Here is a 17,581-nt window from a genome sequence, read left to right as displayed (position 1 = left end):
TATGATTGACTGCTTTTCTTATATTCAGAAAAGAGGTATATATGAACATTTTGAAATATAAAGGACATCGTATCAGAGCCAGCGACAAGTACCTTGTGTACCGTTTCTGTGGGGGTACGCTCCTGCTCCTGTTCGTGGCGGTTCTTCTGCTACTGAACTTGGGACAGCTTATGCGTACCGATTGGGAGCATTTCAGCCTGCTTGATAATGGCGTGACGCTTTCTATATACAACTTCATAACCGTAGGGATAGCGACTGGTGTTTGTGCATTGGTCGCTTTCCTTTATTACCACTTTCGCTATGACAGCTTCAAGAAGCTATTACACCGTCAAAAGCTCTCTCGCATGATACTGGATAACAAGTGGTATGAAGCCCAGACCGTACAGGACAGCGGTTTTTTCACTGACCTGCAGAGCAGATCAAGGGAAAAAATCATCTGGTTTCCTAAAATCTATTATCAAATGGAAACGGGCTTGCTCCATATCCGCTGTGAAATCTCTTTGGGAAAGTATCAAGATAAACTCCTTAGATTGGAAGATAAGCTGGAAAGCGGGCTTTACTGTGAGCTGACCGACAAGACGCTCCATGACGGCTATATCGAATACACCCTGCTCTATGACATGATAGCGAACCGTATCACGATTGACGAAGTAAAGGCTGAAAACGGGGGTTTGCGTCTGATGAAGAACCTCACATGGGAATATGACGCACTCCCTCACGCCCTTATCTGTGGCGGGACTGGCGGTGGAAAGACCTATTTCTTGCTGACAATCATTGAAGCCCTCTTGCAGACCAACGCCCAGCTTTTCATCTTAGACCCTAAGAACGCCGACCTTGCGGACTTGGGTACGGTCATGGATAACGTGTACCACACCAAAGAAGATATGATTGAGTGTGTCAATGCGTTCTATGAGGGCATGGTACAGCGAAGCGAGGAAATGAAGCACCACCCAGACTACAAGACGGGCGAGAACTATGCCTATCTGGGCTTACCGCCTTGCTTTCTTATCTTTGATGAATATGTGGCGTTCTTGGAAATGCTGGGGACAAAGGAAAGTATAAGCCTTTTAAGCCAGCTAAAGAAAATCGTCATGCTTGGCAGACAGGCGGGGTATTTCCTCATTGTCGCCTGCCAGCGTCCCGACGCAAAATATTTTTCAGACGGTATCAGAGATAACTTCAATTTCCGTGTGGGCTTGGGGCGTATCAGTGAGCTAGGCTATGGTATGCTTTTCGGAAGCGACGTAAAGAAACAGTTCTTCCAGAAGCGTATCAAAGGGCGTGGCTATTGTGACGTGGGTACGAGCGTCATATCAGAGTTTTACACTCCCCTTGTACCAAAGGGACATGATTTTTTACAGGCTATCGGCTCACTCGTCCTTACAAGGCAGGACGGGACGGCGACGTGCGAAGCGAAAGGCGACGGCTCGGACTAGCCTTGCTGGTGTGGCGTCAGCCACGCCAGCGAAAGAAGCCCCTCGGTATCTAACAGAGGGGCACAATTCCGCTGGAAACTACGGTCAAAAAGTCTGGAAATCCCGCTTGGCAAAAGGGTTTTCTCTCACTCATGGCTGACTGTGACAATCTGCGGAAAATATCACACTTTCACGATTGGGGGTATGCAGGCTGAATGAAAGCACCTTTATAACCGCCTTGAAAGAGAAACGCCAGTCCTACGGCGTGTCCCAGACAAGGCTTGCAATCATGGCTGGTATCAGCCGTGAACACTTGAACCGTATCGAAGCGGGCAAGGTAACGCTCACGGACGATATGCAGGACAAGCTCATGGAAGCTGTTGAGAAATTCAATCCCGACGCTCCTATGTTCCTGCTGTTCGACTATGTGCGTATCCGTTTCCCCACGCTGGATATACAGCACGTTATCAGAGATATATTGAAGCTCAATGTTGACTATATGCTCCATGAGGACTACGGACACTACAAATATACAGAACATTACTATCTGGGTGATGTGTTCGTTTATACCTCGCAGGACAAAGAAAAAGGCACGCTTCTGGAGCTGAAAGGAAAAGGCTGTCGCCAGTTTGAAAGCTATCTGCTGGCACAGGAGCGAAGCTGGTACGACTTCCTTATGGACGCTCTGATTGAGGGCGGTGTGATGAAACGCCTTGACCTTGCCATTAACGACAGGGCGGGCATACTGGATATTCCAGATCTGACCGCCAAATGCAACCGTGAGGAATGTGTTTCCCTGTTCCGTTCTTTCAAGTCCTATGCTTCCGGCGAGCTGGTGAAGCACAACGAGCAGGACAAGGCGGGCATGGGACACACGCTGTATATCGGTTCTCTGAAATCAGAGGTCTACTTCTGCTGTTATGAGAAGAACTTCGAACAGTACGCAAAGCTGGGCGTGCCGATTGAGGAAGCCCCCATAAAGAACCGCTTCGAGATACGACTGAAAGATGAAAGAGCCTATTATGCCGTCCGTGAACTGCTGACCCATTATGACGCAGAACAGACGGCATTTTCTATCATCAATCACTATATCCGCTTCGTGGACAGAGAGCCGGAGAAGCGAAAGACAGACTGGAAGCTCAATGACCGCTGGGCGTGGTTTATCGGGAAAGACCGTCCCCCTATCAAGCTGACAACTGACCCAGAGCCTTACACATTGGAAAGAACGCTGGGCTGGATAAGCCGACAGGTCGCCCCTACACTGAAAATGCTGAAAAAGATAGACGCTGGCAACAGCACAAGCTATCTGAAAGAGATTGAGGACAACGCAAAGCTGACGGAAAAGCATTTGCAGATAATCAGACAGCAGACAGCGGACACAGAGGAGCTTATCACAGAATAAAGGAGAATTGAGATTATGGCAGAACTTGTCAAGGACTTGGTGCTGGTATCACTGGGAATGGGTATCGGCGTTGTCCTTATGTGTATCGCACAGGTCAGCAAAATGGCTGACGAAGAAATGGAAGAAATTAAAAAAGAAAGGATTGATAAAGAATGAATTTCGGACAGAACTTATACAACTGGTTTTTAAGCAACGCCCAGAGCTTGGTGCTTATGGCAATCGTGGTAATCGGTATCTACTTAGGATTTAAGAGAGAGTTTTCTAAGTTAATCGGCTTCCTTGTGATTGCCTTAATCGCTGTGGGGCTGGTATTCAATGCCGGCGGTGTCAAGGACGTGCTGTTAGAGCTGTTCAACCGTATCATTGGAGCGTAACAATCAATCGTTTGCGGTCACGCAAACTTACCTGTCCCCCTATGGGAGTTCGGGCATAGGGGGAATGAAAGGGGGGGTGACGGAATGGTACACAGATAATAGATAGTCACGCTATGAATTTTATTGAACGGCATACTTATAACTGATATAATTTGAATATAAAATCAGTTAAAGGGGGCTGTAAAAATGAAATTAAAAAATCCTATGCTGGTAGTATCTGATATGGAGAAGTCTGTTGAGTTTTATAAAAAGGTGTTCGGACTTCATGTTATCATGGATTTCGGGGCAAACAAGACTTTAACGGGCGGACTGGCTTTACAGACACTTGAAACATACAGCGAATTTATAAGAACAGAGGATATTTCTTTTGGTGGAAACAATTTTGAAATATATTTTGAAGAAGATAATTTCGATAAATTTACCGATAAGCTAAAAGAATTTGAAATTGAATATGTCCACCCTATTATAGAACATTCGTGGGGACAGCGTGTAGTACGCTTCTATGACCCAGATAAGCATATAATTGAAGTGGGCGAAAATATGAAAGTGGTTTGCAAGCGTTTCTTGGATAGTGGAATGACACCAGAACAAGTTGCAGAGCGTATGAATGTTCCCATGAAATTTGTAAATGCTTGTATGCGATAAATCAAAGTGTTTGGAGGGTAAAAATTATGCTTGATAAAATACCAAATGCAGAGGAAATGACGAATTTGGTTGGACAATCATTGTATGATGTATGGAATAAGTTATGTGCTTTAATTGACGAAAAATATGAAATGGAACGTCTGTGGAATAAAGGTGGAAAGGCATGGACTTATGAGTACAAATATCGCCGAGGTGGTAAAACGCTCTGTGCGTTATATGCCAGAGAAAATTGTATAGGATTTATGATTATCTTTGGAAAAGACGAAAGAGCAAAATTTGAAGCAGAACGCAATGATTATTCTCAACAAGTCCAAAAAATCTATGATGAAGCTAAAACCTATCGAGATGGTAAATGGGTAATGTTTGAACCCACCGATACATCAATGTTTCAAGATTTTATTAAATTACTAGGAATTAAGAGAAAGCCAAATAAAAAGTAATAATTATCACGTTGGCGTATACGAAATCCTAATTTTACAATTCCATATCCCACACACAAAGCGGTTACTCCTTTGGAGATCAACCGCTTTTTCTATACTCAAATTTTAGATTGGAGTGATTGATTGAAAGATATTTTTACCGATATGCAGGCAAAAATTGGGTGTCCGTATCTTTCCGACCTGCCCTATTACAAGCGTACGGTCTGGTTTGAGATGAAATGCCTTTGCCTGTCTGACTACTCTAAGAAACAGTTAGAAGATTTTTCACGCTATGTATTCGGTGTGCCTTACGCCGTCATACAGGAAGCGTTGACGAGAAAGGACGTGATGAAACATGGAAGAAATGCGTGTGCAGATTGAAGCAAGAGAACCGACAGACGGAGAAATCAGAGCTTTTTGGTTCACCCTGCCTATTGACACGGAACAGGTGGAAGAACTGCTGGGGATTGATGTAGATACAGACTATTACTATATCACGGGCAAGGAGCTTCCCTTTGCTGATGAAGTGCAGGAAGATACTACCGTCGAAAAGCTCAATGACCTGTACCATACCTACGAAAATCTACCCTCTGATTTGAAAGAGGACTATGCGGAGCTGATGTGCTATTTCTCTGACCTTGATGAATTGCACCGATACAGAAACGACATCATTCATTATTCATGGTGTAAGAACATGACGGACGTTGCCCGCCACATACTGAACAATGACCCAGACTTTACTTCCCTTAGTGAGAGTGTCACCCGCTATTTTGATTTTGAAGCCTACGAGCAGTACCTTGACGACAACGGACGTTTTGTGGAAACCGACCACGGTATCTATGAACTTCCGTAGAAAAGAGGTGTGTGCCTGTGGTTGACGACATGAGGGTGTATATCGCTAATCTTGGCAAGTATAACGAGGGCGAACTTGTGGGGGATTGGTTCTCTTTCCCTATCGACGAGGAAGATGTTGCGGAGCGTATCGGGCTGAACAGTTATTATGAAGAATACGCTGTCCATGATACCGATAACTTTCCTATTGAAATCGGGGAGTATATCTCTATTCAAGAACTCAATGAGATGTACGACATGATTTGTGAGCTTCCCGACTATATCACGGACGCTCTGGACGAGTTTGTATCCCACTATGGAAGTCTGGAAGAAGTCTACGAGCATAAGGACGACATTTATTTCTATCCAGACTGTGAGGACATGACCGACATTGCCTATTACTTCATTGACGAGTTACAGGTATTGGGTGAAATTCCGCTACCGTTGCAGAACTATATCGACTATGAAGCATACGGCAGGGACTTATCCATAGAGGGGACATTCATTGAAACAAGCCGAGGGATATGCGAGATACCATATTAGAGCTGGCAGATCAGCGACAAGCAAGGTCGCTACTGACAGCTTTTTCTATCAAGGACAGTCTGAAAAATGGCTGTCCTTTTCCACTACAACGAAAGGAGCTGAAACGAATTGAAGAAGATTAAGAGCTACACGGGTATCTGGAACGTGGAGAAAGTCTTATATGCAATCAATGACTTTACTCTCCCGTTTCCCGTTACCTTTACCCAGATAACGTGGTTTGTCATTACGGAGTTTGCCGTCATTCTATTAGGGGACTTACCGCCGTTATCGCTTATCGAGGGGGCATTTTTAAAATACTTCGGTATTCCCGTTGCCCTCACATGGTTCATGAGCCAAAAGACCTTTGACGGCAAGAAGCCTTACAGCTTCTTGAAGTCGCAGATTACATTTGCCCTGCGACCAAAAGTGACCTATGCAGGAAAAGCCGTGAAGCTGGAAAAGGAAGTGTTCAGCGAACCCGTTACGGCGGTTAGGAGTGTGATGTATGTTCCCGATTAAGTATATCGACAACAACCTTGTCTGGAACAAGGACAATGAGGTGTTCGCCTATTATGAGCTGATACCGTATAACTATTCTTTTCTGTCAGCGGAACAGAAATTTATCGTCCATGACAGCTTCCGTCAGCTTATCGCACAGTCCCGTGAGGGAAAGATACACGCTTTACAGATAGCGACGGAAAGCTCCGTAAGAAGCATACAGGAACAGTCAAAAAAGCTGGTAACGGGGCGACTTCGTGATGTGGCGATACAGAAGATAGATGAACAGACAGAAGCGTTAGTAAGCATGATTGGGGACAATCAAGTGGACTACCGCTTTTTTATCGGCTTCAAGCTCATTGTGACCGAGGAAAAAGTCAGTCTGGAGAGTGTGAAGAAATCGGCACTTATGACGTTCAAAGAGTTCTTGCATGAGGTCAACCATACGCTGATGAATGACTTTATTTCCATGCCAGATGATGAAATCAACCGCTATATGAAAATGGAAAAACTGCTGGAAAATAAAATCTCCCGCCGTTTCAAGTTCCGTCGCTTGGACAAGAACGACTTCGGCTATCTTATCGAGCATATCTACGGCAGGGACGGCGTGGCGTATGAGGACTACGAGTATTCGCTTCCAAAGAAGAAACTGAAAAAAGCAACGCTTATCAAGCAGTACGACCTTATCCGTCCTACCCGCTGTCTGATAGAGGAAAGCCAGCGATACTTGCGTCTGGAACATGAGGACAGCGAGAGCTTCGTGTCCTACTTTACCGTCAACGCCATTGTAGGCGAGCTGGATTTCCCGTCGTCGGAAATCTTCTATTTCCAGCAACAGCAGTTCACCTTTCCCGTGGACACCTCTATGAATGTGGAAATCGTCGGCAACAGAAAAGCCTTATCGACTGTCCGCAACAAGAAGAAAGAGCTGAAAGACTTGGACAATCACGCCTATCAGTCTGGGAGTGAAACTAGCTCAAATGTGGTGGACGCACTGGACAGCGTGGACGAGCTTGAAACCGACTTAGACCAGAGCAAGGAAAGTATGTATAAACTTTCTTACGTTATCCGTGTATCAGCTCCCGACCTTGACGAGCTGAAACGACGCTGTGATGAGGTCAAGGACTTCTACGACGATTTGAACGTCAAGCTGGTGCGACCCGCTGGGGATATGCTGGGGCTTCATTCTGAATTTCTCCCCGCCAGCAAGCGTTATATCAATGATTATGTGCAGTATGTAAAATCGGATTTTCTGGCAGGGCTTGGATTTGGTGCGACACAACAGCTTGGAGAAAATACAGGTATCTATATCGGCTATTCCGTGGACACGGGAAGAAACGTCTATTTACAGCCGTCCCTTGCTTCACAGGGGATCAAGGGAACAGTCACTAACGCTTTAGCGTCTGCCTTTGTCGGTTCGCTTGGCGGTGGAAAATCATTCTGTAACAATCTGATTGTCTACTATTCCGTACTATTTGGCGGGCAGGCTGTAATCCTCGACCCTAAGAGTGAACGTGGCAACTGGAAAGAAACACTCCCAGAGATTGCACATGAAATCAATATCGTAAATCTTACCAGCGATAAGGAGAACGCAGGACTTCTTGACCCGTTCGTGATTATGAAGAACGTTAAAGACGCTGAAAGTCTGGCGATAGATATTCTCACATTCCTTACGGGGATTTCCTCTAGGGACGGTGAGAAATTCCCTGTCCTTAGAAAAGCGGTGCGAGCCGTGACCCAGAGCGATCAGCGAGGATTACTTCATGTAATAGACGAGCTACGCAGAGAGGACACGGCGATTGCCCGTAATATTGCCGACCATATCGACAGCTTTACGGACTATGACTTTGCACATCTGCTGTTCTCGGACGGAACGGTTAAGAACGCTATCAGCTTGGACAATCAGCTCAATATCATACAGGTGGCAGATTTGGTACTGCCCGACAAGGACACGACTTTTGAGGAATACACGACCATAGAACTGCTGTCCGTAGCTATGCTGATTGTCATTAGTACCTTTGCCCTTGATTTTATCCACAGCGACAGAAGCATTTTTAAAATCGTTGACCTAGATGAAGCGTGGGCGTTCCTCAATGTGGCACAGGGAGAAACCCTCTCTAACAAGCTGGTACGTGCGGGACGTGCTATGCAGGCTGGCGTGTACTTCGTCACGCAATCCTCTGGCGACGTGTCCAAAGAGAGCCTAAAGAACAATATCGGTCTGAAATTTGCCTTTAGAAGTACCGACATCAATGAGATAAAGCAGACCCTTGAATTTTTCGGTATCGACAAGGACGACGAGAACAACCAGAAAAGGCTTCGTGACTTGGAGAACGGACAATGCCTGCTTCAAGACTTGTATGGGCGTGTGGGCGTGGTGCAGATACACCCTGTCTTTGAAGAATTACTGCACGCCTTTGATACCAGACCGCCCGTGAAAAGCGAGGTGGAGTGATGAAAGATAAGATAAAGGGGCTTCTGACAAGAAAGAAGCTCTTTCGCTTTTTCAAGATAGCTGTGATTGTGGTACTGACGACCATTGCCCTGCTCTCCCTATTGGGGACGGTGGCACACGCTTCTGGGCTGGTAGATGATACCGTTAATGCGGACAACCTGTATTCGCAATACCCTTTGGAGAATTACCAGCTTGACTTCTATGTGGACAATAGCTGGGGCTGGCTTCCGTGGAACTGGCTGGACGGTATCGGTAAATCCGTACAATACGGGCTTTACTGTATCACCAACTTTATCTGGACTATCAGTCTGTATCTAAGTAACGCCACGGGGTACGTCGTCCAGCAGGCGTATAAGCTGGACTTCATCAACGACATGGCAGACAGTATCGGGAAAAGCATACAGACCTTAGCTGGCGTAACGGAAAACGGGTTCGGAAGTACGGGCTTCTATGTAGGCTTCCTGCTTCTCATTATCCTTATCGTGGGTATCTATGTTGCCTACACGGGACTGATAAAGAGAGAAACCAGCAAGGCACTCCACGCTGTTATCAACTTCGTTGTGGTGTTTCTCGTGTCCGCTTCCTTTATCGCCTACGCTCCCGACTATATCAAGAAGATAAACGACTTTTCCAGTGATATAAGTACCGCTTCGCTGGATTTGGGGACAAAAATCATGCTCCCAGACAGCGACAGTCAAGGAAAAGACAGCGTGGACTTGATAAGGGACAGCCTGTTCTCCATACAAGTACAACAGCCGTGGCTACTCCTGCAATTTGGAAACAGCGATATAGAGGAAATCGGGGCTGACCGTGTGGAAGCTCTGGTATCAGTCAGTCCGTCCGCAGACGACGGGGCGACCCGTGAGGACGTGGTGAAAACGGAAATCGAGGATAACGACAACGACAATCTAACGATACCGCAGGTCATCAACCGTCTGGGAATGGTGTTCTTCCTGCTCATCTTTAATCTGGGGATAACGATATTCGTTTTCCTGCTTACGGGCATGATGATATTTTCCCAGATACTATTTATCATCTTCGCTATGTTCCTGCCGATTAGTTTCCTGCTCTCCATGATACCCAGCTATGAGAATATGGCGAAACAGGCAATCGTCCGAGTGTTCAATACGATTATGACAAGAGCGGGAATAACGCTTATTGTCACGGTGGCTTTCAGTATTTCCAGTATGTTCTACAACATCTCCACCGATTACCCGTTCTTTATGATTGCGTTCTTGCAGATAGTATGTTTTGCGGGTATCTACATGAAGCTGGGCGACCTTATGAGTATGTTCTCTCTCAACGCTGGGGACAGCCAGAGCATGGGACGCAGGATATTCCGTCGCCCGTATATGTTCATGCGACACAGGGCTAGGCGTATGGAAAACAGATTGGTAAGAGCTGTCGGAAAAGGAAGTATGGTAGGTGCTGGAACGGGTGCAATGGCTGGTTCTGTCTTATCCAGTGCTGGCAGTAAACAATCTCATGCCGGCACGACCCGCAAGCGTGACAACGCTTCTTTCGGAAGCCGAGCTGGTTCAGCCGTAGGTGCGGTACTCGATACGAAAAACAAGGTCAAGGACAAGGCAACGGCTGTCAAGGAGAATATCAAGGATATGCCGACCCAGACCGCCTATGCCGTACATTCCGCTAAGGAAAAGGCAAAAGCAAATGTGTCCGACTTCAAGCGTGGCATTGTGCAGGGGCAGGAAACCAGACAGAGTGAGCGTGCCGACAAGCTCCAACAGCACAGACAGAATATCGCTGACAAGCGTATGGAGCTTCAAAAGGCACAGGAAGCAAAACAGGCTGGCAAAACGACGGACGGATCAGCGACAACAGGAGCTACCCGTCCCCATGAAAGACCTGTCACCGCCTCTAAGACAGACACAGGAAAAATGCAGGAAATCAAGCGTCCTGCCACTACCGACAAGGTACATACCGAGCCGACCACGCCACAATCCGTCAAGGAGCGTCCGTTGGCTTCAAAATCTGATGAACCTGTACCGCAGAAACACGGGACAAGGCTTAATGGTGTGGAGCTGAACCGACAGACCACCAGAAAAGAGCGAAACATCAAGAAAGCGACCATAAACACCACGAAAAAGAAAGGACGTAAGAAATGAAACTAAGACATATCGCCATTATCGGCAGTCTATTTCCATTTCTCATTGCAATAGTGCTTTTCTTTGGTGTGCTTATCAGTGCCGAGGACGACGACGGGAGCGGTGGTTCTTCCTCATGGGTAACGGGAATGAACCTGTCCGCAGAGGTCTTGAAACATCAGCCTATGGTCGAGAAATACGCTAGAGAGTACGGCATTTCCGAGTACGTCCCCTATCTGCTGGCAATCATACAGGTGGAAAGTGGCGGGACAGCCGAGGACGTTATGCAGAGTTCCGAGAGTATGGGATTACCGCCTAATTCCCTAGATACAGAAAGTTCAATCAAGCAGGGGTGCAAGTATTTTGCTTCCCTGCTTTCTTCAGCAGAAAATCAAGGCATAGAGGATATAAACGTCGTGGTGCAGTCCTATAACTATGGCGGTGGCTATATCGGCTATGTGGCTAAGAACGGAAAAAAGCACAGCTTCACGCTGGCAGAGAATTTCGCCCGTGACAAGTCGGTTGGAACAAAAGTCACCTACACGAACCCTATCGCTGTCGCCCGCAACGGTGGCTGGCGATACGGGTACGGGAATATGTTCTATGTGGAGCTTGTCAGCCAGTATCTCACTGTCAGTCAAGTATCGGGCGAGCTGGCACAGAAGATAATGAATGAAGCTCTGAAATATCAAGGCTGGGACTATGTGTATGGCGGGAGCAATCCTAACACTTCTTTTGACTGTTCGGGGCTGGTTCAATGGTGCTATGGCAAGGCGGGTATCAGTCTGCCGAGAACCGCACAGGCACAGTATGACGCTACCCAGCATATCCCGCTATCACAGGCACAGGCTGGGGATTTAGTGTTCTTCCACAGTACCTACAATGCTGGGACGTATGTAACCCACGTCGGTATCTATGTGGGAAATAACCAGATGTACCACGCTGGCGACCCGATAGGTTATGCCGACCTTACAAGCTCCTACTGGCAACAACACCTTATCGGGGCTGGCAGAATTAAGCAATAGAAAGGAATGGAAATCATGTTCAAGAAGAAAGAAAAACCGATAAAGGAAAAGAAAATCCGCACTATGAAAGTGGGGACACATAAGAAGTCCGTCATTGCCCTCTGGGTGGTGCTTATCGCAAGCGTGAGCTTTGGTGTGTATAAGAATTTTACCGCTATCGACCAGCACACCATGCATGAAATAGAAACCATACAGCTCCGCTTGAATGACACCAACGGCATAGAAAATTTCGTCAAGAACTTTGCGAAGTCCTATTACACATGGAGCAACAACAAGGAAGCAATCGAAGCAAGGAGACAGGCTATCAGTGCCTATCTGACACAGGAATTGCAGGATTTGAATGTTGATACTGTGAGAACGGATATACCGACCAGCTCCACGGTTACGGACGTACTTATCTGGGACGTGGAACAGTCTGGGGAGAACGCTTTTTCTGTTACCTATGAAATAGATCAACAGATAAAAGAGGGCGACCAGACAAGGAACGTATCAGAAACCTATACCGTAACCGTTCATGTGGACACTGACGGGGATATGGTGATTATCCAGAACCCGACCCTTGCCCCTGCTATGGAAAAATCCAGCTACGAACCAAAGACACAGGAAGCCGACAACAGCGTGGACGCTGATACGGTGAATGACGCTACGGCATTTCTGGAAACATTCTTCAAGCTGTACCCTACCGCAACGGACAAGGAGCTTGCCTACTATGTAGAGGGAAATGCCCTTGAACCGATAAACGGGGACTATCTCTACTCCGAGCTTGTCAATCCGGTATTCACGGCTGACGGCGACAATGTGAAAGTGAGCGTTTCGGTGAAGTTTATTGACAATCAAACAAAGGCGACACAGGTATCACAGTATGAGCTGACGCTCCATAAAGATAGCAACTGGAAGATTATAGGTTAATTATTGAAGCGTATATCTTTTTAAGGGATATACGCTTTATTTCTTTACATCAAGTTATATCTATTGACATCATAGTGCATATAGTGTATAGTGTGTATATATAAACATCACACTAAGGGGGTACGATATGAAAATTCTTATTTCCAACACGTCAGATGCCCCTCTTTACCAGCAGATAAAAGAACAGATTATTGACGCTATCTTAAAAGGTGAACTGGTTGAGGGAGACCCTTTACCGTCTATTAGGGCATTTGCCAATGATTTAAAAGTAAGTGTTTTAACGATACGACGAGTTTATGACGATTTAGAAAAAGAAGGCTTCGTTAACAGTCAAGTGGGTATTGGGACATTTGTTTCCACAAGTAATGTAGAACTTTTGCGAGATTCTAAACGTCGCCTTGTAGAGCAAAAAATGTTGGAAATGATACAGACTGCAAAATCACTTGGAATTACACAACAAGAATTAAATGACATGATGAATATTCTATTTGAGGAGGAATAATATGGAGAATATTTTAGAAGTCAAAGGGTTGAATAAAAGTTATCAGCACTTTTCGCTACAAGACGTTTCCTTTTCATTGCCAGAAGGATGTATTACGGGTTTTATCGGAATAAACGGAGCTGGTAAGACAAGTACATTAAAATCTATACTAGGCTTAACTCCTAAAATATCTGGCGATATTCGCTTATTTGGACTAAATATGGATACAAATGAAAAAGAAATTAAAGAACGTATCGGAATTGTCCTTGACGATGGCGGTTTTTATGATGAATTAAGTCTTTCAGAAATGAAAAATATTGTAGCTTCGGCTTATAAGTCATGGGACAATAAGGTATTTCAATCGTATCTTGAACGCTTTACGCTCAACCCTAAACAGAAAATTGGCACCCTGTCAAAAGGTATGCGAATGAAATATGCGTTAGCTCTTGCTCTCTCTCATAAAGCAGAACTGTTGATCATGGACGAACCAACCAGCGGACTTGACCCTCTTATTCGAAGTCAACTGCTTGATATACTGAAAGAGTTTATGGAGTATGGTGGGCGTGGTGTTTTTTTCTCTACACACATAACTTCTGACTTAGATAAAATCGCTGATATGTTAATTATGATTGACAATGGAAAAATTGTCTTTCAAGAGGAAAAAGATATTTTACTCGATAGTTATCGAATAGTAAAAGGCGATATAAAAGATTTGAATATAGAAATGGAAAAACTATTCATGAATATTGATAAAACAATTTTTGGCTTTACGGCAATTACTAAATATGCTGATGAAATTAAGAAAATTATGCCAAATTGTATTATTGAGCGTCCGACCATAGAGGATATTATGCTATGTAATGTTAAGGGAGGGAAGTAAAAATGCTATTTCAATTAGTGAAAAAGGACTTTTTGATTGTAAAAAAATATGTATTAATAATGTTCGCAGTATGTATTCTTTTCCCAGTGTTTTTATTATGGCGTTCCCCAGAATATGCAGGTATACTTGGATTTGTACTGATAACGATTTTTTCAATTTTCATGCTTTTGCAATATGTATCTTTAAAAGAAACGCAATATCCAAAAGCCTCAACTTTATTATGTGCTTTACCATTTTCACGAAAAAACATAGTATTGTCAAAATATATTTTTTGCATATTGATATACCTTGCTTGCTGTTTGATTTTTGGTATTGAAACACTTATATTTCCACAGCTTCGCAGTATCGGATATAAAGTACCAATTCTATTGTTCATGGTAGTTTCATTGTTTTTAGGTGTCTATCTGCCAGCGCAATATAAACTTGGTTATGAAAAAACAAAGCTGTTTTTTGTGGTGCTTATTATGGCTTCACCATTTATATTTGCGCAGTCGCTAAAAATAGAAAACAGCTTCATTACAAATATTTTAGACAATATAAACCCTGTATTTTTGGTGACTTGTAGTATGATAGCCAGTTTTCTGATTTTAATTGTATCTTCTGCTATTTCGGTCAGAATTTATAAAAAAGCCGACTTATCATAATTTTTGAGGTGCTTATTATGGACAAAGAAATTATTTTTATGAGTGTTATAGCTCTATTTGCTTTCGGATTTTGTCTAACTAATATTGCTTCTTTTTTGATAAACAGAAGCCACTCTAAAGAAACGCAGGGAACGATAATCTCATTTAGGACAATCAATCCTTCGACCGAAAAAATGAGAAATTCAAAATGGGCTACCGTATCCTATAATGTTGCTGGAAAAAATTATATTTCACAAAATCAGATACAAGTTTCCATGACAGCAGATGTTGGAAGCGTTGTTCAAATACGGTATGATATATTCCAGCCGGAGAAACTGTATCATTTTTCTGTAAAGCGTATTATTGTTTCTTCTTTAGTTGTAGTTGGATGCTTGTTAATTATCACTTTCAAAATAATGCATTAGGAGGGAATAAAATGCCACATTTTCCAGACTGGTTTATTGCTATTTGTATTCTATTGCCAATCGGGAACTTTATCTATCGCAAATGGAAAAATAGTAAGAAGTGAATAAATACACGGTAAAAGGTTATAAAATATTGAAAATAAAACATCATATATATTTTAAAAGTGGGTGGTAGTATGGGAAAATATTAATTATAGAATTTACTGATAAAGATAATGACTTTTTTCAGCATATTTTAGAATGTCTATCTACAAAACTGAATACCACTCCAACACTTATTAAAATTCAAACGGCAGAATTATCTATCAATCCTTACACTCGTATCGTGATAGATAGAGAGGGAAGTAAAATAAATTTGACTGCAAAAGAATTTGACCTTTTATATTTCTTATCCTCACATAAAGGACAAGTATTTACAAAAGAACAGATTTACGAAAACGTGTGGGGATATGACAATGCTCCAGACGCAAGCAATCTCTCCTCATTCATTAGAAAACTAAGACTGAAAATTGAACCACAGCCAGACAATCCACGATACATCATTACTGTCTGGGGCGTGGGATATAAATTCAGCGGAGAAGAAAAACCGTAGCTGTATTTCGCAATTCATTGTGATCTGCACGCTACGGTTTTTGTGTTGGATATATTGACAGGTTTTTCATTTTGATTTATACTTGTATTGTTGGTATGAAAAGTATGACTAAACAAAAAAGTAAGAATGGAGATGTAAATATGGCAATGAAAAAAGGACAGCATATATTTGGAACAGTAAAAGTTGGAGAAAAGGGACAAATTGTTATCCCGAAAGAAGCAAGGCAGATTTTTGATATTAAGGCAGGAGATACTTTATTAGTGCTGGGTGATGAAGAACAAGGGCTTGCTATTGTAAAAGCTGATATTATGAAAGAATTGGCTGTAAAAATATTAAAAGGACTCGGTAATTTGAGTAAAGGTATTAATGATGAAGAATAACATTATGATTATATTACCGATAGTTTTGATTTTAGATTTGGTCATTCCCTTTATCTTAGCACCTTCCTATAAAGGGTATAATCATTTGACGCAAGTTATGAGCGTTCTCGGAAATAGTAAGGCACCGTTCCATAATGTGTATAATATGTGGCTAATAGTCTTTGGAATTACATTAGCAGTAATCGATTTTAAAATATATGCGATTATTTCAGAAAGTTCAAAACTGATTGCAGTAATCCTTTTTTTCATAGTGTTGATTTATGCAATCGGGGGGTGTATTCTTTCTGGTTTATTCTCTGTTGGGGAAGTGAAAAGTCTTGATACTCTTTCAGAAAAAATACATGGTTATGGCTCTGTTATTGGTTTTATGTGCCTAACATTTGCACCGCTTTTGGTTGGGATTTATGCTTATAAAATAAACGACATCAAATTTTTATTTTTCTGCATAGGGTGCTTTATATTAGCAATATTGTTTTTTTCATGTTTTGTTATGGGAGATAAGCCTAATTATAAGAACACATTTTTAGCACTTGAAGGCTTATGGCAACGGTTATCATTGCTGTTCATGTACTTACCTTTGGGCTGTTTAATGCTACTGGAAAAATAGCGTATTAGTAGTGAAATCTATAAGGTGGTGATTACATGGGAAGTTATTAGTTATTTCTCTTTCTGATAATGAGGAAGAAGTTTTCAAAAAAGCACTTGAATGGCTATCAAACGAATTAGTTACCTCTCCTATTCAGCTCAAACAATATACACCAGAATTTTCTATTGACCCGTATACACGAAGTTACGTCAAAATTAACGGAGAAGAAGTGTATTTGACATCTAAACAGTTTGACCTTTTATTCTTTCTCTATCGTCACAAAGGACAAGTGTTCACAAAGGAGCAGATTTACGAAAACGTATGGGGATATGATAATGCACCGGACGCAAGCAATCTCTCCTCATTCATCAGAAAACTAAGACTAAAAATCGAACCGCACCCAGACAATCCACAATATATCATCACTGTCTGGGGTGTGGGATATAAATTCAGCGGAGAAGAAAAACCGTAGCTGTATTTCACAATTCATTGTGATCTGCACGCTACGGTTTTATCTGTTGAACTGATTTCTTACTTCCTTATCCCTACGCATGGCTGATTTGGCACATTTCAGCAGGTCAACTAAAAATCGGATTTCGTATTCGTCGCAATCCTCAAAAATCTCTTTTGCTTCTCCCTTGAAAATATTCTGTGAAGCAAGTACATTATCACATAGGAGAACATCAACTGATACGGAAAGAGCATTGGCAATCTCAATTAGTGTCGGCAGGCTGACTTTTGTTTTCCCTGTTTCCACGTTGCTCATGTGGGCTGGGGTAATATCTATAAGGTCTGCGACGGCTTCCTGTGTTATGCCTTTCTTAATTCGTGCTATCTTGATACGCTGTCCGATTGCTTTATAGTCTATTTCCACAGTTCCCCTCTCCTTTCTTGCTTGTTGAATGCCAAATTAAATGATAAATAGTTCTTCAATTTATTTTGTTAGAATACAAGGTGAGATAACTGTAATATTCATATTAAATTGTCCTGGCTATTCATATTATTTGCTACGTG

Annotated in this window: 23 protein-coding genes; 22 read left to right on the top strand and 1 reads right to left on the bottom strand. The window is 43.0% G+C overall.

Annotated features, from left to right (window positions below; translation table 11 throughout):
- The first annotated feature begins 41 nt into the window (after positions 1-41).
- From B5E87_RS10775 to B5E87_RS10670, 22 genes are all read left to right on the top strand, one after another.
- On the top strand, positions 42-1,436 hold the full coding sequence (locus B5E87_RS10775; RefSeq protein ID WP_074143639.1) for an FtsK/SpoIIIE domain-containing protein: 1,395 nt from the start codon (positions 42-44) through the stop codon (positions 1,434-1,436).
- A 190-nt stretch (positions 1,437-1,626) separates the two neighbouring features.
- Positions 1,627-2,817 carry a MobT family relaxase gene (mobT, locus tag B5E87_RS10770; RefSeq protein ID WP_087244933.1) on the top strand — a complete coding sequence of 397 codons (1,191 nt, stop codon included), beginning with the start codon at positions 1,627-1,629 and terminating at the stop codon, positions 2,815-2,817.
- Positions 2,818-2,832: 15 nt separating this feature from the next.
- On the top strand, positions 2,833-2,973 hold the full coding sequence (locus tag B5E87_RS10765) for a DUF3789 domain-containing protein (protein ID WP_010817889.1): 141 nt from the start codon (positions 2,833-2,835) through the stop codon (positions 2,971-2,973).
- Positions 2,970-3,191 (top strand): hypothetical protein, encoded by a 222-nt coding sequence (locus tag B5E87_RS10760; protein WP_010817890.1) that lies wholly within the window; start codon positions 2,970-2,972, stop codon positions 3,189-3,191. Before B5E87_RS10765 ends, B5E87_RS10760 begins: the two co-directional genes overlap by 4 nt.
- Before the next feature lie 186 nt (positions 3,192-3,377).
- A complete protein-coding gene (locus B5E87_RS10755) occupies positions 3,378-3,836 on the top strand; it encodes a VOC family protein (RefSeq protein ID WP_087244920.1) in 459 nt (152 codons plus the stop codon).
- A gap of 26 nt (positions 3,837-3,862) precedes the next feature.
- Positions 3,863-4,276, top strand: coding sequence for a DUF3788 domain-containing protein (locus B5E87_RS10750; protein WP_087203349.1), 414 nt, complete (start codon positions 3,863-3,865; stop codon positions 4,274-4,276).
- Positions 4,277-4,399: 123 nt separating this feature from the next.
- On the top strand, positions 4,400-4,636 hold the full coding sequence (locus B5E87_RS10745) for a hypothetical protein (protein ID WP_087244919.1): 237 nt from the start codon (positions 4,400-4,402) through the stop codon (positions 4,634-4,636).
- Entirely contained in the window at positions 4,611-5,108 is a 498-nt protein-coding gene (locus B5E87_RS10740; RefSeq protein ID WP_087244918.1) for an antirestriction protein ArdA, read from the top strand. Before B5E87_RS10745 ends, B5E87_RS10740 begins: the two co-directional genes overlap by 26 nt.
- A gap of 17 nt (positions 5,109-5,125) precedes the next feature.
- Positions 5,126-5,629, top strand: coding sequence for an antirestriction protein ArdA (locus B5E87_RS10735; protein WP_087244917.1), 504 nt, complete (start codon positions 5,126-5,128; stop codon positions 5,627-5,629).
- A gap of 108 nt (positions 5,630-5,737) precedes the next feature.
- On the top strand, positions 5,738-6,127 hold the full coding sequence (locus B5E87_RS10730) for a conjugal transfer protein (RefSeq protein ID WP_070087533.1): 390 nt from the start codon (positions 5,738-5,740) through the stop codon (positions 6,125-6,127).
- The gene (gene tcpF / locus B5E87_RS10725; RefSeq protein ID WP_087244916.1) at positions 6,114-8,561 is read left to right on the top strand and encodes a conjugal transfer ATPase TcpF; all 2,448 of its coding nucleotides are present in this window, start codon (positions 6,114-6,116) and stop codon (positions 8,559-8,561) included. The genes B5E87_RS10730 and tcpF overlap by 14 nt, the downstream gene beginning before the upstream one ends.
- Positions 8,561-10,687, top strand: coding sequence for a CD3337/EF1877 family mobilome membrane protein (locus B5E87_RS10720; RefSeq protein ID WP_087244915.1), 2,127 nt, complete (start codon positions 8,561-8,563; stop codon positions 10,685-10,687). Before tcpF ends, B5E87_RS10720 begins: the two co-directional genes overlap by 1 nt.
- Entirely contained in the window at positions 10,684-11,691 is a 1,008-nt protein-coding gene (locus B5E87_RS10715; RefSeq protein WP_087244914.1) for a bifunctional lytic transglycosylase/C40 family peptidase, read from the top strand. The genes B5E87_RS10720 and B5E87_RS10715 overlap by 4 nt, the downstream gene beginning before the upstream one ends.
- Before the next feature lie 15 nt (positions 11,692-11,706).
- The gene (locus tag B5E87_RS10710) at positions 11,707-12,600 is read left to right on the top strand and encodes a conjugal transfer protein (protein WP_087244913.1); all 894 of its coding nucleotides are present in this window, start codon (positions 11,707-11,709) and stop codon (positions 12,598-12,600) included.
- A 127-nt stretch (positions 12,601-12,727) separates the two neighbouring features.
- On the top strand, positions 12,728-13,102 hold the full coding sequence (locus B5E87_RS10705) for a GntR family transcriptional regulator (RefSeq protein WP_087244912.1): 375 nt from the start codon (positions 12,728-12,730) through the stop codon (positions 13,100-13,102).
- 1 nt (position 13,103) lies between these two features.
- Positions 13,104-13,961, top strand: coding sequence for an ABC transporter ATP-binding protein (locus tag B5E87_RS10700; protein ID WP_010817905.1), 858 nt, complete (start codon positions 13,104-13,106; stop codon positions 13,959-13,961).
- 2 nt (positions 13,962-13,963) lie between these two features.
- On the top strand, positions 13,964-14,605 hold the full coding sequence (locus tag B5E87_RS10695; protein ID WP_010817906.1) for an ABC-2 transporter permease: 642 nt from the start codon (positions 13,964-13,966) through the stop codon (positions 14,603-14,605).
- A gap of 17 nt (positions 14,606-14,622) precedes the next feature.
- A complete protein-coding gene (locus B5E87_RS10690) occupies positions 14,623-15,009 on the top strand; it encodes a DUF3592 domain-containing protein (protein ID WP_010817907.1) in 387 nt (128 codons plus the stop codon).
- Positions 15,010-15,334: 325 nt separating this feature from the next.
- Positions 15,335-15,601, top strand: a complete 267-nt coding sequence (locus B5E87_RS10685; protein WP_236906564.1) for a winged helix-turn-helix domain-containing protein — start codon at positions 15,335-15,337, stop codon at positions 15,599-15,601.
- A 140-nt stretch (positions 15,602-15,741) separates the two neighbouring features.
- Positions 15,742-15,981 carry an AbrB/MazE/SpoVT family DNA-binding domain-containing protein gene (locus B5E87_RS10680; RefSeq protein WP_010817908.1) on the top strand — a complete coding sequence of 80 codons (240 nt, stop codon included), beginning with the start codon at positions 15,742-15,744 and terminating at the stop codon, positions 15,979-15,981.
- 4 nt (positions 15,982-15,985) lie between these two features.
- Entirely contained in the window at positions 15,986-16,588 is a 603-nt protein-coding gene (locus tag B5E87_RS10675) for a DUF998 domain-containing protein (RefSeq protein ID WP_078234315.1), read from the top strand.
- Positions 16,589-16,796: 208 nt separating this feature from the next.
- On the top strand, positions 16,797-17,039 hold the full coding sequence (locus tag B5E87_RS10670) for a winged helix-turn-helix domain-containing protein (RefSeq protein ID WP_010817910.1): 243 nt from the start codon (positions 16,797-16,799) through the stop codon (positions 17,037-17,039).
- Positions 17,040-17,078: 39 nt separating this feature from the next.
- Here B5E87_RS10670 and B5E87_RS10665 read toward each other — a convergent pair whose 3' ends face one another.
- Complete coding sequence (locus B5E87_RS10665) at positions 17,079-17,441, bottom strand: helix-turn-helix domain-containing protein (RefSeq protein ID WP_010817911.1); 363 nt, start codon at positions 17,439-17,441, stop codon at positions 17,079-17,081.
- Between the last annotated feature and the right edge of the window lie 140 nt (positions 17,442-17,581).

The sequence above is a fragment of the Massilimicrobiota sp. An142 genome (assembly GCF_002160725.1).
GTDB lineage: Bacteria > Bacillota_I > Bacilli_A > Erysipelotrichales > Coprobacillaceae > Allocoprobacillus > Allocoprobacillus merdigallinarum.
The sequence above is the reverse complement of the archived record's forward strand: the minus strand, read 5'-3'. Positions and strand labels throughout refer to the sequence as shown.

Excerpts from the sequence above, each read along its gene's own strand:
- B5E87_RS10775 (WP_074143639.1), top strand. The coding sequence starts at position 42 with ATGAACATTTTGAAATATAAAGGACATCGTATCAGAGCCAGCGACAAG.
- B5E87_RS10765 (WP_010817889.1), top strand. The coding sequence starts at position 2,833 with ATGGCAGAACTTGTCAAGGACTTGGTGCTGGTATCACTGGGAATGGGT.
- B5E87_RS10760 (WP_010817890.1), top strand. The coding sequence starts at position 2,970 with ATGAATTTCGGACAGAACTTATACAACTGGTTTTTAAGCAACGCCCAG.
- B5E87_RS10755 (WP_087244920.1), top strand. The coding sequence starts at position 3,378 with ATGAAATTAAAAAATCCTATGCTGGTAGTATCTGATATGGAGAAGTCT.
- B5E87_RS10750 (WP_087203349.1), top strand. The coding sequence starts at position 3,863 with ATGCTTGATAAAATACCAAATGCAGAGGAAATGACGAATTTGGTTGGA.
- B5E87_RS10740 (WP_087244918.1), top strand. The coding sequence starts at position 4,611 with ATGGAAGAAATGCGTGTGCAGATTGAAGCAAGAGAACCGACAGACGGA.
- tcpF (WP_087244916.1), top strand. The coding sequence starts at position 6,114 with ATGTTCCCGATTAAGTATATCGACAACAACCTTGTCTGGAACAAGGAC.
- B5E87_RS10720 (WP_087244915.1), top strand. The coding sequence starts at position 8,561 with ATGAAAGATAAGATAAAGGGGCTTCTGACAAGAAAGAAGCTCTTTCGC.
- B5E87_RS10715 (WP_087244914.1), top strand. The coding sequence starts at position 10,684 with ATGAAACTAAGACATATCGCCATTATCGGCAGTCTATTTCCATTTCTC.
- B5E87_RS10710 (WP_087244913.1), top strand. The coding sequence starts at position 11,707 with ATGTTCAAGAAGAAAGAAAAACCGATAAAGGAAAAGAAAATCCGCACT.
- B5E87_RS10705 (WP_087244912.1), top strand. The coding sequence starts at position 12,728 with ATGAAAATTCTTATTTCCAACACGTCAGATGCCCCTCTTTACCAGCAG.
- B5E87_RS10700 (WP_010817905.1), top strand. The coding sequence starts at position 13,104 with ATGGAGAATATTTTAGAAGTCAAAGGGTTGAATAAAAGTTATCAGCAC.
- B5E87_RS10695 (WP_010817906.1), top strand. The coding sequence starts at position 13,964 with ATGCTATTTCAATTAGTGAAAAAGGACTTTTTGATTGTAAAAAAATAT.
- B5E87_RS10690 (WP_010817907.1), top strand. The coding sequence starts at position 14,623 with ATGGACAAAGAAATTATTTTTATGAGTGTTATAGCTCTATTTGCTTTC.
- B5E87_RS10680 (WP_010817908.1), top strand. The coding sequence starts at position 15,742 with ATGGCAATGAAAAAAGGACAGCATATATTTGGAACAGTAAAAGTTGGA.
- B5E87_RS10675 (WP_078234315.1), top strand. The coding sequence starts at position 15,986 with ATGATTATATTACCGATAGTTTTGATTTTAGATTTGGTCATTCCCTTT.